23 protein-coding genes and 2 pseudogenes are annotated in these 26508 nt (G+C 51.0%); all 25 read left to right on the forward strand.

Translation table 11 applies throughout. The annotated features are described in order from the left end of the window. Positions 1-33: 33 nt before the first annotated feature. Positions 34-138 (forward strand): annotated as a pseudogene (locus LA360_RS31035) (nitroreductase family protein); the annotation flags it as partial. Between the two features lie 168 nt (positions 139-306). Beyond that, positions 307-2475, forward strand: coding sequence for a glycogen debranching protein GlgX (gene glgX / locus LA360_RS01960; RefSeq protein ID WP_057572924.1), 2169 nt, complete (start codon positions 307-309; stop codon positions 2473-2475). A 168-nt stretch (positions 2476-2643) separates the two neighbouring features. After that, positions 2644-3078: a hypothetical protein gene (locus LA360_RS01965; RefSeq protein ID WP_022202916.1), complete on the forward strand. Its 435-nt coding sequence runs from the start codon at positions 2644-2646 to the stop codon at positions 3076-3078. After that, positions 3075-4034: a hypothetical protein gene (locus LA360_RS01970; RefSeq protein ID WP_022202917.1), complete on the forward strand. Its 960-nt coding sequence runs from the start codon at positions 3075-3077 to the stop codon at positions 4032-4034. Before LA360_RS01965 ends, LA360_RS01970 begins: the two co-directional genes overlap by 4 nt. Positions 4035-4065: 31 nt before the next feature. Continuing rightward, entirely contained in the window at positions 4066-4935 is an 870-nt protein-coding gene (cdaA, locus tag LA360_RS01975; RefSeq protein ID WP_002583471.1) for a diadenylate cyclase CdaA, read from the forward strand. After that, entirely contained in the window at positions 4916-6259 is a 1344-nt protein-coding gene (locus LA360_RS01980) for a CdaR family protein (protein ID WP_022202918.1), read from the forward strand. Before cdaA ends, LA360_RS01980 begins: the two co-directional genes overlap by 20 nt. A 23-nt stretch (positions 6260-6282) precedes the next feature. Beyond that, positions 6283-6546 carry an HPr family phosphocarrier protein gene (locus LA360_RS01985; RefSeq protein WP_002583469.1) on the forward strand — a complete coding sequence of 88 codons (264 nt, stop codon included), beginning with the start codon at positions 6283-6285 and terminating at the stop codon, positions 6544-6546. Positions 6547-6601: 55 nt separating this feature from the next. After that, positions 6602-8326, forward strand: coding sequence for a phosphoenolpyruvate--protein phosphotransferase (gene ptsP, locus LA360_RS01990; protein WP_022202919.1), 1725 nt, complete (start codon positions 6602-6604; stop codon positions 8324-8326). Then, a complete protein-coding gene (locus LA360_RS01995; RefSeq protein ID WP_022202920.1) occupies positions 8326-9633 on the forward strand; it encodes an O-antigen polymerase in 1308 nt (435 codons plus the stop codon). The genes ptsP and LA360_RS01995 overlap by 1 nt, the downstream gene beginning before the upstream one ends. A gap of 262 nt (positions 9634-9895) precedes the next feature. Continuing rightward, positions 9896-10726, forward strand: coding sequence for a BglG family transcription antiterminator LicT (licT, locus tag LA360_RS02000; protein ID WP_022202921.1), 831 nt, complete (start codon positions 9896-9898; stop codon positions 10724-10726). A gap of 46 nt (positions 10727-10772) precedes the next feature. Then, positions 10773-11267 carry a PTS sugar transporter subunit IIA gene (locus tag LA360_RS02005; protein ID WP_002583465.1) on the forward strand — a complete coding sequence of 165 codons (495 nt, stop codon included), beginning with the start codon at positions 10773-10775 and terminating at the stop codon, positions 11265-11267. Positions 11268-11287: 20 nt separating this feature from the next. Beyond that, on the forward strand, positions 11288-11545 hold the full coding sequence (locus LA360_RS02010; protein ID WP_022202922.1) for an HPr family phosphocarrier protein: 258 nt from the start codon (positions 11288-11290) through the stop codon (positions 11543-11545). A 168-nt stretch (positions 11546-11713) separates the two neighbouring features. After that, a complete protein-coding gene (nagE, locus tag LA360_RS02015; RefSeq protein WP_022202923.1) occupies positions 11714-13168 on the forward strand; it encodes an N-acetylglucosamine-specific PTS transporter subunit IIBC in 1455 nt (484 codons plus the stop codon). A gap of 501 nt (positions 13169-13669) precedes the next feature. Beyond that, positions 13670-14821, forward strand: a complete 1152-nt coding sequence (locus LA360_RS02020) for a YARHG domain-containing protein (protein WP_022202261.1) — start codon at positions 13670-13672, stop codon at positions 14819-14821. Between the two features lie 301 nt (positions 14822-15122). Next, positions 15123-15407, forward strand: coding sequence for an autorepressor SdpR family transcription factor (locus tag LA360_RS02025; RefSeq protein WP_022202262.1), 285 nt, complete (start codon positions 15123-15125; stop codon positions 15405-15407). Continuing rightward, on the forward strand, positions 15394-16050 hold the full coding sequence (locus LA360_RS02030) for an SdpI family protein (RefSeq protein ID WP_022202263.1): 657 nt from the start codon (positions 15394-15396) through the stop codon (positions 16048-16050). Before LA360_RS02025 ends, LA360_RS02030 begins: the two co-directional genes overlap by 14 nt. Before the next feature lie 227 nt (positions 16051-16277). Then, a complete protein-coding gene (locus LA360_RS02035) occupies positions 16278-17381 on the forward strand; it encodes a DUF362 domain-containing protein (protein ID WP_022202264.1) in 1104 nt (367 codons plus the stop codon). A 29-nt stretch (positions 17382-17410) separates the two neighbouring features. Beyond that, positions 17411-18688 (forward strand): O-acetylhomoserine aminocarboxypropyltransferase/cysteine synthase family protein, encoded by a 1278-nt coding sequence (locus LA360_RS02040; protein ID WP_022202265.1) that lies wholly within the window; start codon positions 17411-17413, stop codon positions 18686-18688. A 196-nt stretch (positions 18689-18884) separates the two neighbouring features. After that, positions 18885-19097, forward strand: a pseudogene (locus LA360_RS31040) (cytochrome C biogenesis protein); the annotation flags it as partial. 214 nt (positions 19098-19311) lie between these two features. Continuing rightward, positions 19312-19749 carry an RrF2 family transcriptional regulator gene (locus LA360_RS02050; RefSeq protein ID WP_002583456.1) on the forward strand — a complete coding sequence of 146 codons (438 nt, stop codon included), beginning with the start codon at positions 19312-19314 and terminating at the stop codon, positions 19747-19749. 103 nt (positions 19750-19852) lie between these two features. Next, positions 19853-21403: a cardiolipin synthase gene (cls, locus tag LA360_RS02055; protein WP_022202496.1), complete on the forward strand. Its 1551-nt coding sequence runs from the start codon at positions 19853-19855 to the stop codon at positions 21401-21403. Between the two features lie 163 nt (positions 21404-21566). Then, a complete protein-coding gene (locus LA360_RS02060; protein WP_022202495.1) occupies positions 21567-22733 on the forward strand; it encodes an S-layer homology domain-containing protein in 1167 nt (388 codons plus the stop codon). 14 nt (positions 22734-22747) lie between these two features. Further along, positions 22748-24538 carry an efflux RND transporter periplasmic adaptor subunit gene (locus LA360_RS02065; protein WP_022202494.1) on the forward strand — a complete coding sequence of 597 codons (1791 nt, stop codon included), beginning with the start codon at positions 22748-22750 and terminating at the stop codon, positions 24536-24538. Between the two features lie 49 nt (positions 24539-24587). Further along, on the forward strand, positions 24588-25310 hold the full coding sequence (locus tag LA360_RS02070; RefSeq protein WP_022202493.1) for an ABC transporter ATP-binding protein: 723 nt from the start codon (positions 24588-24590) through the stop codon (positions 25308-25310). After that, positions 25294-26472 carry an ABC transporter permease gene (locus LA360_RS02075; RefSeq protein WP_057572574.1) on the forward strand — a complete coding sequence of 393 codons (1179 nt, stop codon included), beginning with the start codon at positions 25294-25296 and terminating at the stop codon, positions 26470-26472. The genes LA360_RS02070 and LA360_RS02075 overlap by 17 nt, the downstream gene beginning before the upstream one ends. Positions 26473-26508 lie beyond the last annotated feature (36 nt).

Genomic DNA, 26508 nt, shown 5'->3' on the forward strand with positions numbered 1-26508 from the left:
AGAAAGGAAGAAAACCATGGATTTATTTAGAGATATAAGCTGGAAGCCATCCTTACCCTTGGAATGCCGGCTGCAGAGGCGCCTGCCCATCAATTGGATGAGCTGCCCATGGAAAAGATAAAGTGGGAGAGATATTAGAAATAAATAAGATGATGCTGTCAGATTAAAAACAGACAGAAGGAAAAGGCCGCCGGATCAGTTTGAGTCCGGCGGCCTTTTCCGAGTCTTGTAATATCCCCCGGAATGTTGTATATTGTTAATACAATGCCTGAAACAGCCCGACAAAGGCGCACATGGGAGGAATGTATGGAGGATAAGGGAAAAAAAGCCGCCAGACGCACAGCGGATGTAACATGGGACAAAAGCGCGGTGAAGGACAGGAAAGCCTTAAGACCGGCCAGTATTGATCACCTGGCCCTGCCCGGCACCATTCACCTGGTACCCATGGACTGCATAGGAGAATATGAGGTCAGGCCAGGATTCTATGAGATAAACGGAGCCACCGCCATACCGGGGGGAGTCAATTTTACGGTGTATTCCCATGGAGCCACTGCCATTGAGCTGCTCCTGTTTAGGCGGACAGAGGAGGAGCCCTATGCGGTTCTTCCCTTTCCAAAGCATTACCGCATCGGCAATGTGTACTCCATGATTGTGTTCAAGCTGAACATCGGCGAATTTGAGTATGCGTACCGGGTGGACGGCCCCTATGAACCGGAAAAGGGGCTTATATTTGATAAGAACAAGTATCTGCTGGACCCCTATGCCAAGGCGGTTACCGGACAGAGCCGGTGGGGGGACCCGCTGCCGGGATGCCAGCACTATAAGGCCAGGGTGGTCAAGGATGACTTTGACTGGGCGGATATGGCCCAGCCCCTGACCCCCATGGAGGATTTAATCATTTATGAACTTCATGTAAGGGGATTTACCATGCACGGCTCCTCGGCCGTACTTCATCCCGGAACCTTTGATGGATTGGTGGAAAAGCTTCCCTATCTGCTGGAGCTGGGCGTGAACGTGGTGGAGCTGATGCCCATATTTGAATTCGACGAGATGCAGGATTACCGGGAGGTGGATGGCCGGAAGCTTTATAATTACTGGGGATACAACACCGTAAGCTTCTTTGCGCCCAACACCAGCTACACTGCCAGCACGGAGTACAACCGAGAGGGCAATGAACTTAAGAACCTGATACGGGTGTTCAACCAGCATGGGATTGAGGTCTACCTGGATGTGGTATTCAACCATACGGCGGAAGGAAATGAAAACGGGCCCTTCTTTTCTTTTAAAGGATTTGATAACAATATATACTATCTGCTGACTCCGGAGGGATACTACTACAATTTCAGCGGCTGCGGCAATGCCTTAAACTGCAATCACCCCATTGTCCAGCAGATGATTCTCAACTGCCTCCGTTATTGGGTTACGGCCTACCGGATTGACGGGTTCCGCTTTGATCTGGCCTCCATCATGGCGCGCAACGAGGACGGCGCGCCCATGAGCAAGCCTCCCCTGCTTCAGAGTCTTGCCTTTGACCCCATTCTGGGCGATGTCAAGCTCATAGCCGAGGCGTGGGACGCGGACGGCCTTTATCAGGTGGGGACTTTCCCGTCCTGGAACCGTTGGGCAGAGTGGAACGGCAGGTACAGGGACGACATGCGCCGCCATATCAAGGGAGAACAAGGCATGGCACAGGCGGCGGCCCTGCGAATCGCCGGCTCCAGGGATATATATGCGGACCACGACAGGAAGAACGCATCCGTGAATTTCATTACCTGCCATGACGGCTTTACCCTTTACGACCTGTTTTCCTACAATGTAAAGCACAATGAGCCAAACGGATGGAACAATACGGACGGCGCCAATGACAACAACAGCTGGAACTGCGGCGCGGAGGGGGAGACAGACGATCCTCAGGTGGAAGCCCTGAGGCGGCGCATGGTGCGCAATGCCTGCGCCCTCCTCATGTGCAGCAGGGGAATACCCATGTTTCTGGCGGGAGATGAGTTCTGCAACACCCAGTTCGGCAATAACAATGCCTATTGCCAGGACAATGAGATTTCCTGGCTGGATTGGGAGCGGCTGGGGCAGTATAAGGATATATTTTGTTTCTTCCAATATATGATACGGTTTCGCAAGACACACCGACTGGTACGCGCCAATGTGAGTGACGGGGCCTGCGGCTTCCCGGATGTGAGCTTTCACGGAGTGAAGCCCTGGTGCGGCTCCTTTGCGGAGTATGAGCGCTATGTGGGCGTCATGTTTGCCGGCCAGGAGGAGGGGGAAGGGCCCCGGACCGTGTACATTGCATCCAATGCGTATTGGGAACCTCTTGATGTAAAGCTGCCGGTCCTTCCGGATGGAATGGAATGGGAGCTGGCGGCAGATACGTGGGAGAATGTGCCTTGTCCGGGCCCCCTGGGGGGAAATGAATTTAGGATTCGTCCAAGGACCGTGATGGTGATGGTGGGAAAATAAAGTTGTTTTTTCCCGCCGCCCGGGTCCTGTCACGGTTCCGGTCCCGGTTTCTTAAGCCAAATTCCAGTTTCTTACAAAATCATAAAAATTGATTTATAGTGTCGCAAATCTGAAAAAGTTGTGGTATACTAAATTGATATGTTATGAAAAAGCCTAAGAGGTACCTGTATGCTGAACGAAGAAAAGGTCAGATATATGACTGGGCTGGCCATATTTGAAAAGAATGAGGGCAGGAAGATATTTCCCATCAACCGTTATTTTAAAAAGGATTATGTCGGCGGACAGATGTTCCGCTCCTTTTTCGGTTATACCTTCTGCTATCTGTTGATGCTTCTTCTGTGGATCCTTTACAAGCTGGACGTGCTGTTGGGCGGCATGGGCATAGAAGAATTGCTTAAGTGCGGCAAGAACTGGGGCATCCTTTATGTGGGGGGACTGGCATTTTACCTGTTTGTGACCTGGAGCGTATATTCCAGAAGGTACGACTACGCGTCCCGTTCCCAGACCATGTATGCCTCCAGACTGAGACACCTGGTCAAGAAGTATGACAACAAAGACAGGACCGACAGGACCAAGGACAACAGAGGAGGAAGGGTTCGATGACAAGTCTTCTGCTATGGAAAGAACATCTGAAAGGATTTTACAACCGCTACAGTTATGGAATACAGCCGGTGGTGCGCTTCCTGTTTGCGCTCTGTACCGTGGTAAGCCTTAATACGAATATCGGATATATGGCAAAGCTTAAAAGTCCTTTGGTCATCCTTCCGGTCTGTCTGGTCAGCGCATTCCTGCCCTACGGCGCCATCGTGTTCCTGGCGGGCTGCCTGATGATTGCCCATGTATATGCGGTTTCCCTGGAGATGGCCCTGATTGCCATTGTGCTGATACTGACCATTGCCATACTCTACTACGGATTCAAGCCCGGGGACAGTTATCTGATGGTCCTGACACCCCTTGCCTTCCTGTTTAAGATTCCCTATGTGGTTCCTTTGCTGGTAGGGCTGGGAGGAAGTCTGGCTTCCGTGATTCCCGTTGGTTGCGGTGTGTTCCTGTACTACCTGCTCATATATGTGAAGCAGAATGCGGGCATCCTGGCTGCCAGCGACGGCTCAGTGGATATTGTACAGAAATACAGCCAGATTCTTAAATCCATGCTCTTTAACCAGACCATGATGGTCATGATTGCCACCTGCGCGGTGGGCATCATCGTGGTTTATCTTATACGCAGGCTGTCCATGGATTACGCATGGGTGGTCGCCATTGTGGCAGGATCCGTGGCGGAGCTGCTGGCCATATTTGTGGGGGATTTTGTGTTTGGGGTATCTGTTTCCGTGGGACCGATGATTCTGGGACTTGTTTTATCGGCAGCTATAGCGGCAGTGTTCAATTTTTTTGTCCTGTCCGTGGATTATACCCGGACCGAATATGTGCAGTTCGAGGACGATGATTATTATTATTATGTGAAGGCGGTGCCCAAGATGACCGTGAGCACCCCGGATGTGAAGGTACAGAAAATCAGTACCCATAAACGCGGCACAAGGGAGAGAAATTCTTATTAATGAAGAAAAGTGAACATAAGGAGGTGAGAGTATGGCGGAAATACTGGTAAAAGTGACATCCTGGCTGTCGCTGCTGCCAAGGATATCAGTGGGAAATATTCTGGAAATCGTGATTATTTCCTTTCTGGTCTATGAACTTCTGGTGTGGATTAAGAACACCAGGGCTTGGAACCTGTTAAAGGGACTTCTGGTTATCCTGGTGTTTGTGCTGTTTGCCGCCGTGCTTCATCTGACCACCATATTGTGGATTCTGGAGAATACCACAACCATTGCGGTGACGGCCCTTCTGGTTATCTTCCAGCCTGAGCTTCGCAAGGCCCTGGAACAGCTGGGAAGCCGCAATTACATGTCCTATATCTTTTCCTTTGACGAGGGCAAGGATAACCAGGGATTTAACGACAAGACCATCAACGAGCTGGTCAGGGCCACCTTTGAGATGGCCAAAGTAAAGACAGGCGCCCTGATGGTGATTGAGCGGGGATCTTCCCTGAAGGAGATAGAGAGGACGGGAATCGAAATCAACGGCCTGGTGACCAGCCAGCTGCTGATTAATATTTTTGAACACAACACACCTCTTCACGACGGCGCAGTGGTTATCAGGGGCAACCGCATTACAGCGGCAACCTGTTATCTGCCGCTGACCGATAACATGAGCATCAGCAAGGCCCTGGGCACGCGCCACAGGGCGGCTGTAGGTGTAAGTGAATCCACGGACAGTATCACCATCGTGGTGTCGGAGGAAACCGGAAGGGTATCGGTAGCAGAAGGAGGAGTGTTGTCCAGGATACCAGATGCAGAAAGCCTCAAAAAGGTACTTTCCAACGTGAAAGAGGAGACTGTTTCATTGAACCGATTGAAAATATGGAAGGGAAGGCTGAAGAATGGAAAAAAAGCTGTCTAATAATCTTGGGCTTAAAGTACTTTCTGTCTTCCTGGCATTTTTTGTTTGGCTGGCAGTGGTGAACATCAATAACCCGGAGGACTCGGATTCAAAGGAGGTGCCGCTGGATATTGTCAATGAAGGAATCCTGACGTCCAACGGCAAGACATATGAGCTGCTGACGGATAAGGATACCGTTACAGTCAGCTACCGTGTAAGGACTCTGGATAAGGCGGGCATCAGCGCCTCGGATTTCAGGGCCTATATAGATTTGGCTGATATATATGAACCCACGGGCGCAGTGCCGGTGAAGATAGAGGTTAAGAACAACAAACGTCTTTTGGACACTCCGGTGGCAAAGCCGGGGGTCATCCGCGTCAAGACAGAGGATTTGCAGCGCAAGTCCTTTGAGATCAGGGCCAAGGTGATAGGGGAAGCTGCCGAAGGATACGATAGAGGAACACCTTCTGTTTCGCCAAACTATATCAATGTCAGCGGTCCCATGTCTGTGGTGGGCCAGATCAGCGCTGTGGGAATTGTGATCAACGTGGACGGCGCAGACTCCAACCTGGCAGACAGCGCTCCTGTAGTGTGCTTTGACGCCAATGAAAATGAAATACCCACTGACGAGCGCATCACCTTCAGCCGCTCCAGCGTGGATTATACAATGCCGATTCTCAAGCGCAAGAGCCTGGTGCTGAACTTTGAGCCGGAGGGCAGGGTGGCAGACGGATACCGGTATACTGGGATAGAGAGCAGCCGTCCTTCTGTGGCTGTCAACGGACTGAAATCCGATTTGGCCAATATTAATTCCATTACCATTCCTAGCTCTGAGCTGAATATGGACGGAGCCACAGGGGATAAGGAAGTCACCCTCGATATCAGCCAGTATCTGCCGGAGGGAGTTTACCTTTCGGACGAGTCATCCAAAGAGGTGAGGGTTGTCATCAAGGTGGAAGCTTTGGAGAGCAGGACATTTGAGCTTAAGACCAGCCAGATTAAGCGGGTGGGAGCCCACAGCGATTATGAATATCAGTATGACAGGGATTCTGTGAACGTAGTCATAAGAGGTCTGAAGGAAGATCTGTACCAGCTTTCGGCTGCCGTCCTGGGCGCTGAGATGGATGTGGAGGATATGGTGCCGGGAGAGAACAGCGGGGAGATTAAGTTCCAGCTGGGCGATGCCTATGAACTGGTGAGCTACGACCATATCCAGGTGACAGTGACAGAAAAAGGACCGTCGGCTGACAGTACAACGGCCAGCACGGATGAGGGCCAGGAGGGGACAGAAAGTGAGACATCAGAAGGACCTGTCAGCGCGTCTAAGGCAGAGACCGGTCAGTAACAAAAAGCAAGGAGAGAGGTATCATGGTAAGCAAAACAACTGTAATCAAGAATCCGTCCGGTCTGCACCTGCGGCCGGCGGGAGTCCTCTGCAAGGAGGCACTGCGTTATAAATCAAAAATATCCTTCAAGGTGCGCACCACCACGGCCAATGCCAAGAGTGTATTAAGCGTCCTTGGAGCTTGCGTGAAATCTGGAGACGAAATCGAATTCGTCTGTGAGGGGCCGGATGAGAAGGAAGCACTGGAAGCCATGGTTGGTATCGTGGAGGCCGGGTTAGGCGAGTAGATTGACGGCAACCAAAGGTTGTGAGTATAAATGAATTTTAATAAGGAGGTACAAGATGAGGTACAAGGGAACAAGCGCTTCTGCAGGAATTGGAATTGGAAAAGCGGTGATTGTGGAGGAGATCCGGCTGGTGATTGCCATGCAGGCGGTTACCGATGTGGAAGAGGAGGTGCAGCGTTTTAAGGGAGCGCTGGACGAGACCATAAAGGCCACAGAGAAGCTGGCAGAGGACCTGGCAACCAGGGTGGGCGAGAAGGAAGCGGAAATCATGCAGGGACATATGATGCTTCTGGCAGACCCCATGCTGACAGGGGAGATTGAGAACTCTATCAGAAATGACAGCGTAAACAGTGAATATGCCATTGAGAATGTGTGCAACATGTATGCGGATATGTTTGCCTCCATGGGAGACGAACTGATGCAGCAGAGAGCCACGGACATGCGCGACATCAAGACCCGTATGCAGCAGATGCTTATGGGAATCCAGTCCGTGGACATCTCCTCCCTGCCGGAAGGCAGCATCATCGTGGCAAAGGACCTGACCCCGTCCATGACAGCGGGAATCAATCCGGCCAAGGTTACCGGTATTGTCACGGAGCTGGGCGGCAAGACCTCCCACAGCGCAATCCTGGCAAGGGCCCTGGAGATTCCGGCTGTGGTGGCTGTCACAGGCTTTATGGACGGCGTAAAGGACGGGGACCAGGTGGTACTGGACGGCAGCACCGGGGAGGTGTATGTGAACCCTGACCAGGCTGTGGCGGCTGATTACGAGGAGAAGAGAAAGCGGTTCCTGGTGGAAAAGAAGGAGCTGGAGCAGTATATCGGCAAGCCTTCTGTCACAAGGGACGGCGTACAGGTGGAAATCGTGGCCAACATCGGAAGGCCCGAGGACGTAGATAAGGTGCTCCAGTATGACGGAGAGGGCATCGGACTGTTCCGCACCGAGTTTTTGTTTATGGACAGAAATGCCATGCCTACAGAGGAAGAACAGTTCGAGGCATATAAGAAGGTGGCTGCTGCCATGAACGGCAAGCCGGTCATCATCCGCACCCTGGATATCGGAGGCGACAAGGAGATTCCGTACATGGGCCTGGAGAAGGACGAGAATCCATTCCTGGGCTACCGGGCAATCCGTTTCTGCCTGGACCGCAGGGAGGATGTGTATAAGCCTCAGCTGAGGGCGCTTTTAAGGGCAAGCGCATTCGGCAACATCCGTATCATGGTTCCTTTAGTAACATGCATTGAAGAGTACCGTCAGGCGAAGGCTCTTGTGGAGGAAATCAAGAAGGAGCTGGATGAAAAGGGCATTGCATACAACAAGGACATCCAGGTGGGCATCATGGTGGAGACAGCCGCCGCTTCCCTGATTGCAGATATCTTTGCAAAGGAAGCGGATTTCTTCAGTATCGGCACCAATGATTTGACCCAGTACACCATGTCGGTAGACAGGGGCAATAAAAAGGTATCCTATCTGTATTCCACCTTTAACCCGGCTGTGCTCAGAAGTATTAAGCATATCATCGCCTGCGGCCGTGAGGCAGGCATCATGGTCGGCATGTGCGGCGAAGCGGCAAGCGACCCAATGATGATTCCGCTGCTTCTGGCATTTGGACTCAACGAATTCAGCATGAGCGCGTCCGCCATTCTGAAGGCCAGGAAGATGGTCACCCAGTACAGTGCAGAGGAACTTCAGGCAGTTGCCGACAAGGCCATGAGCTTTGCCACTGCGGCGGAAATAGAACAATACATGAGAGATTTTGTGGAGAAGGTTACGGATTAATGGCAGTTTATCTGGTTTGTTATATCATAAGCTTCATATTGGCCCGGCAGCATTTTTATATGCTGTCTGGGCTGGTTTTAATTACAGCGGCCCTGTGGCTGTATATAAAGGATTACAGGGAGACAGGCAACCTGATTCACCTGAGGGGGCTTTTCTGCCTCTTTTTTGTGGGAGGGCAGGGAATCTCCTGCTTTAAGCTCAGCCGCCTTCAGACGGATTGGAGCACCCAGACATGGGTCTGCCTGGGACTGGCGGTGTTCACCTTCTGGATTGTGTTTGAGGTGCTGCACAGGATATATGACGGCTGGAGCGCGGCGGATATGCAGTCCGTATACCGTTTTTATGCCTCGGCTGAATCCCCCTTGCAGGCAAAGCGCCTCCTTCACTCCATGGCGGCGCTGGTGGTCATATCCTTCCTTGCCTTTTTCTTTGAGGCGTGGAAGCTGGGCTTTGTGCCGCTGTTTTCCTACGGGGTACCCCATGCCTATTCCTATTTTCATGTCAGCGGAGTCCACTATTTTACGGTTTCCTGTGTGCTGGTGCCCAGTCTGTTCGTGGTGTACAGCCTTATGATATCCCGCAGGGGAAGAGGACTGACCAGGGATCAGGGATTCTGGCTGGGAGTTCTTATGGTGGTGCTGTCCCTGGCCGTGCCGGTGCTGTGCGTGTCCAGGTTCCAGCTGATTCTGGCAGTGGGCATGGCCGCCTTTACCTTTATTTCCATGAGCGGCACCTTCAGCCTGGTCTGTGTGGGAGTACTGATGGCCTGCATGATTCCCGCCTATCTGGTCTTAACTGTTATGCGCAGCCACAGTGTGGAATACCTGAACGGCATTTTTGAGATGAAGAACAGCCATATGCCCATATTCATCACACAGCCCTATATGTATATTGCCAACAACTACGATAATTTTAACTGCCTGGTGGAGCAGCTGGTATCCCACAGCTTTGGGCTTCGCATGTGTTTTCCGGTGTGGGCTCTTACTGGACTTAAATTCCTGTTCCCGGTACTGGTGAGCTTTCCTCTCTTTGTGACCAAGAAGGAGCTGACCACCCTTACCCTGTTCTACGATGCCTACTATGATTTCGGCATCTTTGGAATGGTGCTTCTGGGCGGGCTTTTGGGAGCAGCATGCTACTTTCTGGTAAAACGCAGGCGGAAGATGTCATGTCCGGCAGGCCATGTGATCTATGCCCAGATTGCCATGTACATGATGCTGTCATTTTTCACCACCTGGTTTTCCAATCCGGCCACCTGGTTTTATCTGGCGGTTACAGGTATTATTTACATGTACATCAAGTCCTGACAAGGGATGTGTCGGGAAATCTCACAACAGGAGTGGGGGCAAATATAAAAATTATATAAAATATTGTTGACTTTTATCTTAAGATTTGCTATGATGCTGTTAGTGAAGTAAATCTTTGGAAGTTATAATTAAATAATTAATAAGGATTGTTACTGTTCGGCAGGCAAAACCAAGTTTGTTAAGGGGATAGTGTGTACCCGTGCGTATACGTACACGGGTCTCTTTAACAAAGTTGGTTTTTTTGTTTTTATCAGGAGCAATTATGAAAATAGCGAAAATAATTAATAATAATGTAGTAAGTACCTGCGATGAAGAAGGCAGGGAAATCATCGTCATGGGAAGAGGCGTTGGTTTTAAAGCAAAGGAAGGCAGCACCATTGACGAGGAGAAGGTGGAGAAAATATTCCGCCTGGAGAGTCAGAACACCATGGATAAGTTTAAGGAGCTGCTTGTGAACCTTCCCATGGAGCATGTACAGATTTCAGCAGAAATCATCAGTTATGCCAAAGAGGTCCTTAACCGGCCTATTAACCCAAATGTGTATATCACTCTTACAGACCATATAAACTTTGCACTGGAGCGGTACAAACAGAAGATGATGTTTTCCAATCCTTTAATCAGGGAGGTGCGCAGCTTTTACCACGCGGAATATCTCATTGGCGAATATGCCATTGCCATGATTGAAAGGGGCCTGGGAGTGAAGCTCCCGGTGGACGAGGCAGCTTCCATTGCCCTTCACATTGTCAATGCGGAGTATGATGCGCCTATGGGTGATACAATTAAGATCACCAATCTGATACAGCAGGTATTGGAGGTGGTCAGGGAGTATTTTAGTATAGAGCTGGATGAGCAGTCCCTCAGCTATGAGAGGTTCATCACTCATCTGCGCTTTCTGGCCCAGCGGGTATTTACCGGGGAGCATATGAATCTGGATAACCTGGAATTCCAGGAGGTCATTGACCGTCTGTATCCGGAGGAATATGCCTGCAGCCAAAAAATACAGGCGCTCATCAAGCTGCAGTACAGGCACCAGGTAACAGAGGAAGAGGTGGCTTACCTGGCCCTGCATATTAAACGTATCAGGACTAAATAATTATTTTGGCAGGTCCCTTGGGGGACATGAAAGGAGAGCAGTAAGGATGTTTGGATCACTTAAGAAGTTATTCGGGGGAGAAGAAAAGGAAGAGAAGATAATCGCAGCGCCGGTCAGCGGAACAGCCATTCCCATGGGCCAGGTAAGCGACCCCACCTTCAGCCAGGAGATTCTGGGAAAAGGAACAGCAGTCATACCATCGGACGGCAGAGTGGTTGCGCCTGCAGACGGACTGGTGACCATGGTATTTGATACAAAGCATGCCATCAGCATGCAGACAGACAATGGCGCGGAGCTGATTATCCACATCGGTCTGGACACGGTACAGCTTAAGGGGCAGTACTTTGAGGCTCATGTGGCTGCGGGGGATAAGGTAAAGCAGGGCGATCTTCTTCTGGACTTTGAAATAGACAAGATTAAGGAAGCCGGTTACGATGTGACTACGCCGGTTATTATCTGCAACACGCCCCAGTTCCCGAAGATGGAATGTAGGAACGGAATGGAAGTAAAGGCGGGAGAGACGGCCATCATCAAACTGTAAGGAACAAAGGTGGGGATGAGTTGATAGAGCGGAGCTTTATCTTAAAAGATGAAATGGGGCTTCACGCAAGGCCGGCCGCCATGCTTATGGTCAGGATGCTTCATGTAAGCTCCTCCGTGGAAATCATCTGCGGGGACCGCAGGGCGGACGGGAAGGATGTCATGAGCATCATGGCCATGAATACCGTGGCAGGAGATGAGGTTACCTTCCGTATAGACGGACCCGATGAAGATGCTGCCATGAAAGAAGTGGAGTCTGTTCTGGCCGCCGATGCCTGATACATTGGTATGGTTTGTCAGGCAGGTCCGGAAAATAACCGGAAAACAGTAACCATGATTTAAGCCTGGGAACAGGATTAAATACATTATTTATCAAAATGTAATTCAGAGTACTCCTACAGGAAAAGTGTGAAAGGAGACTCTAAAAAAAGAAAGGGGATTTATGTTATGATGAAGTATTTGCAGAAACTAGGTAAGGCCATCATGCTTCCTGTTGCCGTTCTGCCGGTTGCAGCTATTATGATGGGTATTGGCTACGCCATGTGTCCTGCCACCATGCAGGGCGGCGACGTAACCGGTATCGTCCAGATAATCGGTTTTGCGCTGGTGAAGATTGGCAGTGCCGTAATCGATAAGCTGCCCATGCTGTTTGCAGTAGGCGTGGCAATCGGTTTATCAAAGGACCAGCACGGTGCGGCAGGCCTTGCAGGTCTGGTTGCATTCCTGACTGTTACCACCGTACTTAACAGCGGAGTTGTTGCCACTATGATGAATGTAGAGGAAGCTCCTCTGGCTTTCTCCAAGATTGACAACGCGTTTATCGGTATCATTTCCGGTATCACAGCGTCCATTTGTTACAACAGGTTCAGCAGCGCACAGCTGCCAACCGCACTTGCTTTCTTCTCAGGAAAGCGCTGTGTGCCCATCGTTACATCTTTCGTTATGGTTGCAGAGTCCGCCATCCTGTACTTTGTATGGCCGATGCTGTTCAATGCCCTTGTATGGGTTGGCGAGCAGATCATGGGACTGGGTCCTGTAGGCGCGGGTCTCTATGCATTTGCAAACCGTCTTCTGATTCCAACCGGACTGCATCACGCGCTGAACGCGGTATTCTGGTTTGACATTGCAGGAATTGCCGATATCAACAAATTCTGGGGCTTCGCAGAAGGCGGAATCAAGGGTGTTACCGGTATGTACCAGGCAGGTTTCTTCCCGGTAATGATGTTCGGCCTTCCGGCTGCAGCATTTGCGATGTACCAGACAGCAAAGCCGGAGAAGAAGCAGTATGCGGCAGGTATCCTGATTGCAGGAGCAGTGGCATCCTTCGTATCCGGCGTTACCGAGCCTCTGGAGTTCTCCTTCATGTTCCTGGCTCCCGGACTGTACCTTGTACACGCCGTTCTGACCGGTATCTCCGTAGCGGTAGCAGCCGCATTCCACTGGACCGCAGGCTTCTGCTTCAGCGCGGGTGTCACGGACTTCATTTTCAGCTGCAGGCTGCCAATGGCCAACCAGCCGTTCATGCTGTTAGTACAGGGCGTTGTATTCGCAATTATCTACTACGTAGTATTCCGCGCCGTCATCACCAAATTCGACCTTCCCACACCAGGACGTGAGAAAGAAGACTTAGACGCAGAAATGGCAGCCGTATTAGCAAACGACGATTTCACCAAGGTAGCTGCCATTGTCTTAGAAGGATTAGGCGGCAAAGGAAACGTAGTATCATTAGACAACTGCATTACAAGACTGAGATTAGAGATAAAAGATTACACATTAGTAGACGAGAAAAAGATAAAATCCGCAGGCGTGGCCGGAGTCATGAGGCCAAGCAAGACATCTGTACAGGTAATAGTAGGAACCAAGGTACAGTTTGTAGCGGATGAGATGAAAAAAATGTTATAGCAATGAGCCGGGCAAAAATATAGCCGGAAAGCCCCGGGAAAGAGAGCTCGCTCTCTTTCCCGGGGCTTTCCGGCTATATTTTTATGGGGCGAACGCCCCACAGCCCTGGGAACGCCTCGGCGTTCCCAGGGCTGCCGCCCGGCGGACCCGCTCCCTCCTGTACCCAGCCCCCCACCCCCAAGCGTCCCTGGCCTCCGGCCAGGCAGCCCACCCATTTTATTAAATTCCCCCCAAAATTCCCCCAAAATTCCCCCCAAATTCCACCCCACCCCATTGTCCCCCCCGCCCAAAATATGCTATCCTATAATTTAAAGCACCATTCAGAGCACAATCCACATCCCATCATTCAAAGAAAAGGAGGGTGCCGCAAAATGAAATGTATACCAGCGCCCGGGAAATGTTCTGGCAGGTAGGCCAAATTCTGGACCAAAACGAGAAAGAAGCTTTGTCTGATGAACGGGATTGATGTGCAGAATCAGGCAGTGAGGAGGTCGATGTCTTATGAAATTGATTAATAAGCGGCGAATTACCCCCAGATGGCACAGAGGCGTGCTGGCTGTGATGCTCCTGTCCGCTATGCTGGGGCTGGCGGCATGCGGCGCAGATACAGGTAGTAACTCCGGCGCATTGGACAGCTCCGGCACACAGGAAGATTACGTCAGTCCGGAAAGCTCCTTCGCACCGGAAAGCTCCACCACACCGGATAATATCGCGGGCCGGCCAGCGGAAAATGAACCAAAGCGGCAATTGACGGAAGATGAACTGCGCGGCTTTGAGGAATATCTGAACAGGACCGACAACTATGGATTTCTTATGTCTGACTACCAAAGCCCGGAATATATAAATCTGAATGAAGTGTTTTATTCCGGCGCGGGATTGGAACAGTCCCCGATGACGGAGGAGGAAAGGGATATGTACCTGAAAACCGTTGGACAGCCGGAACTCTACACAGATTTGGTGAGGCTGAGTACAGAGCAGATGGATGGGTTCCTCACAGAGAAAACAGGGCTGTCCCTTGACCGGATGAAGTCAGGGCTTGAATGGATATATCTGGCCCCCTTTGACCGGTATTATTCTGAACACGGTGATACCAACATGAGAAGCTTCTTCTGCCCCGGCGGCGAGGTGGATGGAGGGATATACAGGATACGGTGTCTTTCAGACGGATACAGCCAGTTTAATCTGGAAAGCATTGTAACCCTGAAAAAGGTATCCTCAGGGTATCAGTTTCTGTCCAATGAAATCATATGGGATTATCTTGGCGTCTATAAGGAGAATGCCAAGTCCCCCACGGCAGAGGCTCTGCATTACATCATATCGGCTTACAAAAAGGAGGTTGAGGAAGGCGGCACAGGCATATACCCTGCGGGAGAAGTCCCTGGTGACTATGACGCTCCTGTCTTTGATTCCGATGCCAGATATTATTCCATAGAGGAAATGCAGCAGATTAGCTGGAGGCCGGACCTGACAGCCGTATTCCGCAATGAGATTTATGCCCGCCACGGATACATTTTCAAGAATGATTTCTGGAATGACTTTTTCAGTACATTTACCTGGTATTCAGGCGAGTATCCCGCGGATGCCTTTGACTCAGGCGTGTTTAATGAATATGAGAAGGCCAATCTGAAGCTGGCGGTTGAAATGGAAAAATAAGCGGTGAAACAGTGGAGAAGCAGTGTGGAGAGAGCAGCATCTGCAGGATGCCGGGCGGCTGCGGATTATGTGGGAGGAAAGACATATGCCCGGGATATTTGCCCGTAAGGCATCATGTATTCCTACCTCTTGACATATGCCGGGAGCTTTGGAAAATACATTTAGATATCTAGATAAACATCTAAATAAAAGGAGCACTGGATTCGCAGTTGGATCATACAGTTAGTTTACATGGCTGGTTTGCACCGTCCACTATAAAAAGCACATAAAATCAGGCAAAGTGAAAGGAGGTATTCCGTCCATGTCCTTCGGTGATACATTTAAAGCCCTGTCCGACCCCACCCGCCGCGAGATACTCAACCTGTTAAAGCGGAGAAGCATGACCGCGGGACAGATTGTGGAGCATTTTGACACAACGGGAGCAACCATTTCCCATCACCTGAACATACTCAGGCAGGCGGGGCTTATAGAGGACCGGAAATCAGGCAAATATATTTATTATGAGCTGAATACCACTGTATTCCAGGAAGTTCTTTCCTGGCTGCAATCATTAATGGAGGAAGACAAAAAGCATGAAAAAAAATAACAGGAAGATTTCCAAATGGGATGTATTGTACTGGATTCTGGCTTTTGTGCCATTTATCGTTTCCGTATGTTTCTATAACCGCCTGCCGGAACAGGTACCCACCCACTGGGGATCGGACAATGTGGTAAATGGTTATTCAAGCCGTAACATGGCGGCATTTGGCATACCTGCCTTTATGTTTCTCATGGCAGTGATGGTAAATGTGATTTACCGGATTGACCCCAAACGAGAAAACATCAGCCGTTCCAGGGAATTGAAGGAGATTACACGGTGGTTCGTGGTCCTTCTGGCGGTTATGGTCCAGTTTGTGATTGTCCTGTCCGGAATCGGTATGGATATCAACGTGGGAAGCATGGTAAGCATTCCCATTGCACTGATGTTCGTGGCGGCAGGCAATTACCTGCCCAAATGGAGACAGAACTACACCATGGGAATCAAGCTTCCGTGGACCCTGGCAGATGAGGATAACTGGAACAGGACTCACCGTATGGCCGGCTATGTATGGACAGCAGGGGGCATACTGATGCTGATTATGGGATTTTTTCATCTGGCATCCCTGTTCTTCCTGGTTTTTATGGCAATGGTCCTGATTCCAAGTGTGTATTCCTATCTGATTTACCGAAAGAAGCTGAAAGGAATTTAACCGGTTCCATGATACGGCACCATAAAATTATACAGAAGGCCTGGCTTTACAGCAGGGTCTTTTTCTGTTGTGGGGATGATTTATGACGCCGTGGTGAAATCTGTACTAAAAATTCTGCGGTAAAATCTCCCGAAAAAAAATTTGGTGCCGTTGTCCGCACATACAGGATTGAATAAATGCAGGGTTTGAAGTATAATAAACAGGATAAAAATTAGAAGGAGGACATCATGGCAGTATCAAACGTATACTACACCAACATGAGGACTACACTTACGGAAAATCTCCTGCAGAAGCTGGAGAGGCTGGTAAAAAAGGCCGGCATGATGGATATTGACTTTAACAACAAATACACTGCAATCAAGATTCACTTTGGCGAACCCGGAAACCTGGCTTATCTGCGCGCCAACTACTCCAAGGTCCTGGTGGATTTAATCCGGACCCAAGGCGGTAAGGTATTCCTGACCGACTGCAATACCCTCTATGTGGGGCGGAGGAAAAATGCGTTGGACCATCTGGACGCTGCTTACGAGAATGGCTATAATCCCTTTACCACGGGATGCCATATCATGATTGCCGATGGCCTTAAGGGAACGGATGAAGCCCTGGTGCCTATTGACGGAGAGTATGTGAAGGAGGCAAAGATTGGCCGGGCCATTATGGATGCGGACATCATCATTTCCCTGACTCACTTTAAGGGACACGAGGCAACCGGTTTTGGCGGTGCCCTTAAGAACCTGGGCATGGGCAGCGGCTCCAGGGCCGGCAAGATGGAGATGCACAATGCCGGCAAGCCGTTTGTACATACGGATAAGTGTGTTGGTTGCGGCGCCTGTCAGAGAAACTGCGCCCACGGCGCCATCACGGTTCTTGAACGGAAAGCCTCTATTGATACAAACAAGTGTGTGGGATGCGGCCGCTGTATCGGTGCCTGTCCCGTGGATGCGGTGGACTCCATGTACGACGAGGCCAATGATATCCTGAATCGGAAGATTGCCGAGTATACCCTGGCAGTGCTGAAGGATCGTCCTAATTTCCATGTGAGCCTTGTGGTGGACGTGTCCCCCAACTGTGACTGCCATTCGGAGAATGACGCCCCCATTGTGCCTAACGTGGGTATGTTTGCCTCATTTGACCCGGTAGCCCTGGACATGGCCTGCGTGGATGCGGTAAACCGCCAGCCCGTGCTTGCCGGAAGCTTTCTGTCAGAGCAGGAGCATCACAGCCATGACCATTTCATCAATACACATCCGGATACCAACTGGGAGACCTGTATTGACCATGCTGTGAAGCTGGGCCTTGGCAACAAGGAATATAATCTCATCACCATTTAGAACCTGACCATAAGGAGGACACGGGAAACATGAGCAAACAATCATTAGACACAATCTGCATACAGGGAGGATGGGAGCCGAAGAACGGCGAGCCCAGACAGCTGCCCATATATCAGAGCACTACCTTTAAATACACTTCCAGTGAGCAGATGGGACGGCTTTTTGACCTGGAGGAGAGCGGTTATTTTTATACCAGGCTGGCGAACCCGACCAATGACGCAGTGGCATCAAAGATCTGCCAGCTGGAGGGCGGCGTGGGGGCCATGCTCACCTCCTCCGGACAGGCGGCTACCTTTTATGCTGTTTTGAATATCTGCCAGGCAGGAGATCATGTAATCAGTTCCTCCACCATATACGGCGGTTCCACCAATCTGTTTACCGTTACCTTTCCCAAGATGGGAGTGGAGTGCACGCTGGTGAATCCGGATGCGGACGAGGAGGAACTGGCAAAGGCATTCAGGCCAAATACCAAAGCGGTATTTGCGGAGAGCATTGCCAATCCTGCCCTGACAGTGCTGGATTTTGAGAAGTTTGCCCGCCTGGCCCACGGCCACGGTGTTCCTCTGATTGTGGATAATACCTTTGCCACCCCCATTAACTGCCGTCCCTTTGAGTGGGGCGCAGATATTGTGACACACAGTACTACAAAGTATATGGACGGCCACGCGGCCACGGTAGGCGGATGTATCGTGGACAGCGGAAACTTTGACTGGGAGGCCCAGCATGACAAATTTAAGGGTCTGACAGAGCCTGATGAGTCATATCACGGCATTGTGTATACCCAGAAGTTTGGTAAGCTGGCTTATATCCAGAAGGCCACGGCCCAGCTTATGAGGGATTTAGGCTCCATCCAGTCCCCCCAGAATGCGTTCCTGATTAATATTGGCCTGGAGACCCTTCATTTAAGGGTGCCGAGACACTGTGAGAGTGCCTTTAAGGTGGCCTCCTACCTTCAGTCCAGGGAGGATGTGGCCTGGGTGAAATATCCGGGACTTCCAGGGGATACGTATTATGAGCTGGCTCAAAAATACATGCCGAAGGGTACCTGCGGCGTTATTTCCTTTGGTTTAAAGGGCGGGCGTCAGGCTGCTTCCGTGTTCATGGATAAGCTGAAACTGTGCTCCATTGAAACCCATGTGGCTGATTCCAGGACAGCCGTACTTCATCCGGCCAGCCATACCCACCGTCAGCTCACGGACGAACAGCTGGTGGAGGCAGGCGTGGACCCGTCCATGGTTCGTTTCAGCGTAGGACTGGAGTCTGCCGGTGACATTATTGAGGATATACGCCAGGCGTTAGAAGATTAAGAGATTGAAAAAAGGAGCCTCCCGCTTACGATAAAGATTGATGTAAGCGGACCGGCTCCTTTTGTATTATTTACAAATGATTCAATGCGGCATGAATCAGGGCCTGCTTAGCGGGTCTCTGTTTTTCCTTCCTCATAACGCACTTCCAATGCATCTTCCATATTGAATTCTGTGAACAGCATATTTGCCGCCTCCGTTCCGTGCTCCCTGGACGCCCTGTGTGGGACCGGCTCTTGCCAGTGTCCTGCTCATGGCAGCGTCTGCCAGCACAAAGGCATTGGCCTTTGGTCTGATTGGGGTCTATACCCTGGGATTTGTACTGCCGTTCCTCGCGGTGGGACTTTTCACCACCAGCCTGCTGGAATTCTTTAAGACCCATGGCAATGTGGTAAAATACACGGTAAAGGTTCAGACCCAGTCATCCGTCCAGGGAAGCAAAGAGCCGGGAAACGGCGGCGGCAAGACTACGGGGCAGCAGGGGAGGTCATTATGCCGTTTGATTCATGATTTGGATTATGAAAGATTATGATATTAAAAAATAAGTGCATTTTTCAGGAAAAAATGGTATGATTTAATGAAAGACAGCAGCAGGCTGTTACAGGTAGGAAAGGGGAATCGAAAAAGTGACAAGTGAATTTACCATTGCGGTGCATGCGCTGGTTTTTTTGAATCACAAGGGAGCTGTGTTTTCCAGCGAAGGTCTTGCAGCGAATGTCTGTACCAATGCCGCCAGGATACGGAAGGTCATGGCAAAGCTTAAAAAGGCGGATCTTGTGAAAACAAAGGAAGGTGTGGACGGCGGTTATCTGTTCCACCGTGACAGCAGGGACGTGAACCTGTCCATGGTGGCTGAGGCTCTGGATACCCCCTTTGTGGCCGCCTCATGGAAGAGCGGCAACCCGCACATGGCCTGTCTCATATCGTCAGGCATGGCGGGAATCATGGACGAGCTCTACGGAGAGCTGAACCAGTGCTGCCAGGCGTATTTAGAGAAAGTGACCATTGCGGATTTGGACAGCAAAATCTTCACTGGCACCCCAAAGACTGTAACAGCCACATAAAGACAGAGAATAAACCCTGGTGAATCAGGTCGGCGGATGACGGTTTTTCACCAGGGATTTTTGAGCTGCATGATGCGTCACATGAGAGGAGACAAGGGACAGGATGAAGAAAATGAGGGGATTATTTCGGATTATATTTGGAAGGACGGCCTTTGTGGTGCTGTTCATGGCCATACAGGTGGGAATCCTGTTTGGCGCCTTCCGGTGGCTGGAAGAGTACATGCACATTGTATACGCCATATCTATCCTTTTGAGCGCGGTTGTCATCATTTATATTTTCAATGAACCCATAAATTCCAGCTTTAAGATGGCCTGGATTGTGCCGGTCCTGGTGATTCCGGTGTTCGGCGTCCTCTTGTACATATTTGTGCAGATGCAGTTCCAGACAAAGCTTCTGGCCCGGCGTCTGAAGAAAAACATAGGCGACACGGCCCCCTATCTCAAGCAGGACGAGGAGGTACAGGAGCGAATCAGGGAAGCCAGCAGGAGAAGCAGCCACCTGATAGATTACATGAAGGACCATGCGGGTTATCCGGCCTACGGCAACACCCATGTGGAATATTTCCCGCTGGGGGAGGACAAGTTTGAGGCTCTCATGAGAGAGCTTAAGGCGGCCCGGCATTTCATTTTCATGGAATATTTTATCGTGGAGCGGGGATATATGTGGGACAGTATCCTGAAGGTGCTGGAGGAGAAGGTGAAGGAGGGCGTGGAAGTCAGGGTTATGTATGACGGCATGTGCTGTCTCATGCTTCTTCCGTACCATTATCCCAGAGTGTTGGGAAAAAAAGGAATTCGCTGTAAGATGTTTTCGCCTGTCAGGCCCACCCTGTCCACCTATCAGAATAACAGGGACCACAGGAAGATTGTGGTCATTGACGGCCATACGGCCTTTACCGGAGGTGTGAACCTGGCGGACGAGTATATCAACCGCAAGGTGCGCTTTGGCCACTGGAAGGATACGGCCATTATGCTGAAGGGAGACGCGGTACAGAGCTTTACCATGATGTTTCTGCAAATGTGGAATGTGACGGAGAGGCAGCCGGAGGACTATGGGAAGTACGCGGTCCCCAAAGACTATGAGCATCCCCTGGCCGCGGACTATTCCGGTTTCATCCTGCCCTATGGTGACAGCCCTATGGACAGGGAGCAGGTGGGGGAGCGTGTATATCTGGATATACTGAACCAGGCCAGAAACTACGTCCATATAATGACGCCCTATCTGATTCTGGACGACGAGATGGTCAATGCCCTGAGTTATGCCGCCAAGCGCGGGATTGATGTTAAGCTTATCATGCCGCACATTCCGGACAAAAAATATGCCTACATGCTGGCCAGAACCTTTTATCCGGAGCTGACAAGGGCAGGCGTGAAAATCTACGAATACACGCCGGGCTTTGTCCATGCCAAGGTATTTGTCAGCGACGACGAAAAGGCTGTGGTGGGAACCATTAATCTGGATTTCCGAAGCCTGTACCTGCATTTTGAATGCGCGGCCTACATTTACCGCAATTCGGTGGTCTATGACGTGGAGCATGATTTTGAGGAAACTCTTAAGAAATGCAGTCTTATCACTATGGAGGACTGTAAAAATTACAGCTGGATGGGAAAAAAGCTGGGACGTCTCATGCGCCTCATTGCTCCTTTGATGTAATGGAAAATGAAAAAAATATGCCTGTGAAAATCCGGAACACATTCCTGTATTCACAGGCATTTTTTTGCGCTTATTTTGCGTGCTTATCACAAAATGAACACATTACTGTGATAAGGTAAAAAAATAAAGGATAATACCCATTGATTTGAGAGGAGCAAAAGCAATGAAAAGACCATGTGCAGCCTGCCGTTATGTATGCGGTTCCCTGGCAGCCGTTACTGCAGTGACCTCGGCTTTGCCTATGACCGTTATGGCCAATACATTATCCGCAAACTTTGATATGAGGAGACAGGTGGTGAACCTGACCGGAATCCTGAATGTGTCGGATTACACAGGACAGGTGACCAGAGGGGATTTTGCCAGAATGCTGGTGAATGCCTCCAGTTACAGGGAAAACCTGCCCACATCCAGCGTATCCGTGTTCGCGGATGTGCCAAGCACCCATCCGGATGCCATCTATATCCGCATAGCGGCATCCCAGGGGTGGATGACCGGTTTTCTTGGAGGACTGTTTAAACCTGAGGAGTACATAACATATAAGGACGCGGTGAAGGCGGCGCTGGCCATGTTGGGCTATTCGGATGAGGACTTTACCGGGGATCTGGCGTCCTCACGCATTTCAAAGTTCAATTATCTGGAGCTGAATGAGGAAGTGAACCGCCAGCCGGAGGAGGTGCTGAACCAGACAGACTGTATGAACATATTCTACAATCTGTTAAAGACAAAGAAAAAGGACAGCAGCGAGATATATGGAGCTGTTCTGGACTGTGAGCTTAACTCCGACGGGGAAATCAATCCCATCACCATTCTGGATGACGAGCGCAAGGGCCCAATACTGGTGCGCAAGGGCTTCAGCGTAATCCAGTCCGTGCCCTTTGGCTCGGAAAATGCCAATGTGTTTTTAAACGGAACAGCCAGCACACTGGAAGCAGTGAAGGCATCCCAGCAGGATGCGGGCTTTGCCGTTGTCTACTATAATGTGAAGTCCAAAACCATCTGGGCTTACACCACCAGGGGATGGGACGACGATGATCTGGAGGGCAACAACGCCTATGTGCTGTTAAAGGGCGAGGTCAAGAACATCTACTATAAATCCACGGACGTTATGACGCCCACTTCCATCCGTCTGGAGATTGATGACGATAATTCGGATGGCGATTTTGGAGAGGATGGAATTGACGAGGACGGATATCTCACCATCAGCCTGAATTCTTCGGAGCTTCAATACCTGTTTTCCATCTATGGCGGCATAGAGGTAGGGGACGAGGTGGTAATGGTATGCAATAAGAGCGGCAGCAGCTATACGGCAGTTGACGCCATAGAATATTAAGGGTGAGGTGCGGTATGGAAGAAAAAAAGAAAGATGCCCTGCGCTTTTTAATGCCCTTCCCTGGCAAACATAAGAGGGAAACAGCACCCGGCGCCCCGGCACAGGCAGGAAAAGGCAGAAACGGAGGGAAGAAATGGGTAAAACCCGTGGTATTCCTGCTGATTATAGGAGCAGCCGCAGCCGTGGCCATGACCTGGAGGGGGATGAAGGCAAAGGCAGCCGCTGCCCGGGCACAGTCCCATAATACGGCATCGGCGGAGCGCAGGGACATTTCCTCGGAGCTGTCCTCATCAGGCACCCTTAAGGCAAAGGACACCTACAGCATCACCTCCATGGTGGAGGGAGAGGTATTGTCAGCGGGCTTTGAGGAGGGGGACCAGGTGGAGAAGGACCAGGTGCTCTATGAAATTGATAAGTCCGGCATGGAGTCCCAGCTGACCAGCTCAGTGAATTCCCTGACCAGGTCCCAGTCCTCCTATGAGGACGCCCTGGAAGACTATAATGACGCCCTGAGCGACTACAGCGGAAACACATATAAAGCCACCGATACAGGATATATAAAGGAACTGTATATCAGCGTCGGGGATAAGGTGAGCGGAAATACCAAGCTGGCCGATGTGTACAGCGATGATATTATGGAAATAAGAATTCCCTTTTTGTCCGGGGAGGCAGCCGTCATAGGAGCCGGCATGCCGGCGGCAGTCACCCTGACGGATACAGGAGAGCAGGTGGCAGGAACGGTCAAGGCAGTGGCAAACCAGGAAACCGTCCTCACGGGCGGACGGCTGGTGCGGGTAGTCACCATACAGGTGCCCAACCCCGGCGGCCTGACCACATCCTTAAAGGCCACGGTTCAGATCGGGGAATTCATAGGCAGTGAGGACGGAGTGTTCGAGGCATCGGTGGATACCGCCATGAATGCGGACCTGTCCACCAGTGTGGAGGTGGAATCCCTGCTGGTAAATGTAGGAGATTATGTTACAAAAGGAACCCCTGTTTTTAAGATGACAGACAAATCAGCGGATAAGCTGGTTCAGAGCTATAAGGATGCCCTGGACAAGGCGGAGGAAAGCGTGGAATCAGCCCAGAACAAGCTGGACAGCACCCAGGACAGCTACGATAATTACACCATAAAGGCGCCGATTTCCGGTCAGGTCATCACAAAGAATTTCAAGGTGGGAGACAATATCACCAAAAACAGCTCCAGCACCACGGTTCTGGCCACCATATACGATTTGTCCAGCCTGACATTTGAGATGTCCATCGACGAGCTGGATATTAAGAAAGTAAAGGTGGGACAGAAGGTGGAGGTCTCAGCCGACGCCTTTGAGGGACAGACATTCTCAGGAACAGTGACCAACGTCAGCCTGGAGAGCACATACTCCAACGGGGTCAGCACCTATCCGGTGACCGTTACCCTGGATGATATGGGTGATTTGCTGCCCGGCATGAATGTGGACGGAGTCATTACGCTGGAGGAAGCGAATGATGTGCTGGCCATCCCGGCGGACGCCCTGATGAGAGGAAACCAGGTCTATGTGAAGGATGACACAGTGACGGAGCAGCAGGGACCGGTGCCCGCCGGATTCCGGGCCGTGAAGGTGGAGACCGGGCTGACAAGCGACACATTCGTGGAAATCAAAAGCGGCCTGTCGGAGGGAGACGTGGTTTACGTGGCTGAATCCAGCAAAAACAGCAGCAGCGTCATGATGATGGACGGCGGCATGGGCGGTCCTCCAGGAGGAGGCGGAAACATGGGAGGCGGAAACCGCGGCGGGTCCGAAGGCGGCCGGCAAAACCGCTAAAGAATGACCTGAAGGAACCAGAAGTAAGACAGAGAGGAATCAGGAACACATGGACAATACCAGTCAGAGGGAAGCTCTTATTGAGCTGAGACATATCCACAAGATATACTATCTGGGAGGGGAAGAAGTGCGGGCCAACGACGACATCAACCTGAAGATAGACAGGGGGGAGTTTGTGGCCATCGTAGGCAAGTCGGGAAGCGGCAAATCCACCCTCATGAACATCATAGGAGCCCTGGATGTGCCCACGGACGGCGAATATCTCCTGGGAGGAGAGGATGTGGGAGTCATGGATGACAAACAGCTGGCCCGCATCCGCAATAAAATGATTGGTTTCATTTTCCAGCAGTACAATTTGCTGCCCAAGCTTAACATACTGGAAAATGTGGAACTGCCCCTTCTGTACGCCGGGGTAGGAAATGCAGAGCGCCGGGAACGGGCCGTGGCTTCCCTGGAAAAGGTAGGCCTGTCGGAAAAATGGAGGAACATGCCAAACCAGCTCTCCGGCGGACAGCAGCAGAGGGTATCCATTGCCAGGGCCCTGGCCGGAAGTCCCTCGCTGATATTGGCAGACGAACCTACAGGAGCCCTGGATTCCAAGACCAGCCGGGATGTGCTGGGATTTCTCAAACAGCTCAACGGGGAGGGAAACACCATCGTGATGATTACCCATGACAACACCATTGCCATGGAAGCCAGGCGTGTGGTCAGGATAAAGGACGGGCAGATTAATTTTGACGGAGATGTAAAAGACTATGCTGCAATCATTTAAGCTGGCCCTGAAAAGCATTTGGGGCAACAAGATGCGTTCATTTCTGACCATGCTGGGAATTATTATCGGCGTTGCCGCAGTCATCATACTGGTTAGCCTGGTCAACGGGTACATGGGCAGCGTGGTGGAGAGCTTCGCCAGCATGGGGGTGAACCAGATCAATGTAAATGTGACCAACCTGGCCTCCCGTTCCCTGGATGTGGACCAGATGTACGCGTTTTATGAGGAACATACAGACCTGTTCGGAGAACTGAGCCCCAATGTGGCATTGTCCTCCACCATCAAATACGGGGATGACTCCATGACATCCACCTCAGTGGCAGGGCGCAGTGAACAGTATCTGGAAATCAAGTCTTATGAACTGGAAACGGGAAGGAACATCGCGTATTCGGATATTGTCTCACGCCAGAAGGTGTGCGTCATAGGCGCCTACGTGGCCAATGAGCTTTACGGAAGCGCCCAAAACGCCATAGAGCAGACCCTTAAGATAGACGGCTATGCCTTCAAAATAATAGGTGTGGCTAAGGCCCAGGACGAGGATAACATGGAGGACGGGGGAACCGATGACTTTGTGTGGATTCCTTACAGCGTAGCCGTGAAAATGTCCAGAAACGCCAACATCAACAACTACACCTTCACGGCCCTGGATACCAGCAAGGCGGACGAGTGCACCACAGTCATCAAGAATTTCCTGTACGAAACATTTAAGGATGAGGATTTATACCGTGTGACGGCCATGAGCGAGATGCTGGATTCCCTGAACGAACAGATTGCCATGATGAGCGGCATGCTGGGAGGAATAGCAGGAATCTCCCTGCTGGTGGCCGGTGTGAGTGTCATGAATATCATGCTGGTATCTGTGACGGAGAGAACAAGGGAAATAGGAATAAGGAAGTCCCTGGGAGCGGATAAGAGAACCATCATGCGGCAGTTTGTCATTGAGGCCGCGGTGACCAGTTCCATGGGCGGCGTCATCGGAATCCTGGCGGGGTGTGTTGCCGCCACTGTGGCGGGGGCCGCGGTGGGCGTGTCTGCCACCCCCGCCCTGTCGGCCGTCATCATATCCTTCAGCGTGTCCGTTGGAATCGGATTGCTGTTCGGATATATGCCGGCCAGCCGGGCGGCCAACTTAAATCCCATAGACGCCCTGAGAAGCGAGTGATACGTGCCGGCCGGACATCATGCCGGAAAGGCCCTA

Origin of the sequence: Enterocloster clostridioformis (assembly GCF_020297485.1) — a bacterium.
Classification (GTDB): domain Bacteria; phylum Bacillota; class Clostridia; order Lachnospirales; family Lachnospiraceae; genus Enterocloster; species Enterocloster clostridioformis.

Coding starts and splice junctions, on each gene's coding strand:
- licT (WP_022202921.1), top strand. CDS start 9,896: ATGAAAATAGCGAAAATAATTAATAATAATGTAGTAAGTACCTGCGAT.
- LA360_RS02065 (WP_022202494.1), top strand. CDS start 22,748: ATGGAAGAAAAAAAGAAAGATGCCCTGCGCTTTTTAATGCCCTTCCCT.
- LA360_RS01970 (WP_022202917.1), top strand. CDS start 3,075: ATGACAAGTCTTCTGCTATGGAAAGAACATCTGAAAGGATTTTACAAC.
- LA360_RS02040 (WP_022202265.1), top strand. CDS start 17,411: ATGAGCAAACAATCATTAGACACAATCTGCATACAGGGAGGATGGGAG.
- LA360_RS02060 (WP_022202495.1), top strand. CDS start 21,567: ATGAAAAGACCATGTGCAGCCTGCCGTTATGTATGCGGTTCCCTGGCA.
- LA360_RS02075 (WP_057572574.1), top strand. CDS start 25,294: ATGCTGCAATCATTTAAGCTGGCCCTGAAAAGCATTTGGGGCAACAAG.
- LA360_RS01995 (WP_022202920.1), top strand. CDS start 8,326: ATGGCAGTTTATCTGGTTTGTTATATCATAAGCTTCATATTGGCCCGG.
- LA360_RS01985 (WP_002583469.1), top strand. CDS start 6,283: ATGGTAAGCAAAACAACTGTAATCAAGAATCCGTCCGGTCTGCACCTG.
- LA360_RS02020 (WP_022202261.1), top strand. CDS start 13,670: ATGAAATTGATTAATAAGCGGCGAATTACCCCCAGATGGCACAGAGGC.
- nagE (WP_022202923.1), top strand. CDS start 11,714: ATGATGAAGTATTTGCAGAAACTAGGTAAGGCCATCATGCTTCCTGTT.
- LA360_RS02025 (WP_022202262.1), top strand. CDS start 15,123: ATGTCCTTCGGTGATACATTTAAAGCCCTGTCCGACCCCACCCGCCGC.
- LA360_RS02005 (WP_002583465.1), top strand. CDS start 10,773: ATGTTTGGATCACTTAAGAAGTTATTCGGGGGAGAAGAAAAGGAAGAG.
- LA360_RS01965 (WP_022202916.1), top strand. CDS start 2,644: ATGCTGAACGAAGAAAAGGTCAGATATATGACTGGGCTGGCCATATTT.
- cdaA (WP_002583471.1), top strand. CDS start 4,066: ATGGCGGAAATACTGGTAAAAGTGACATCCTGGCTGTCGCTGCTGCCA.
- glgX (WP_057572924.1), top strand. CDS start 307: ATGGAGGATAAGGGAAAAAAAGCCGCCAGACGCACAGCGGATGTAACA.
- LA360_RS02035 (WP_022202264.1), top strand. CDS start 16,278: ATGGCAGTATCAAACGTATACTACACCAACATGAGGACTACACTTACG.
- LA360_RS02030 (WP_022202263.1), top strand. CDS start 15,394: ATGAAAAAAAATAACAGGAAGATTTCCAAATGGGATGTATTGTACTGG.
- ptsP (WP_022202919.1), top strand. CDS start 6,602: ATGAGGTACAAGGGAACAAGCGCTTCTGCAGGAATTGGAATTGGAAAA.
- LA360_RS02070 (WP_022202493.1), top strand. CDS start 24,588: ATGGACAATACCAGTCAGAGGGAAGCTCTTATTGAGCTGAGACATATC.
- LA360_RS01980 (WP_022202918.1), top strand. CDS start 4,916: ATGGAAAAAAAGCTGTCTAATAATCTTGGGCTTAAAGTACTTTCTGTC.
- cls (WP_022202496.1), top strand. CDS start 19,853: ATGAAGAAAATGAGGGGATTATTTCGGATTATATTTGGAAGGACGGCC.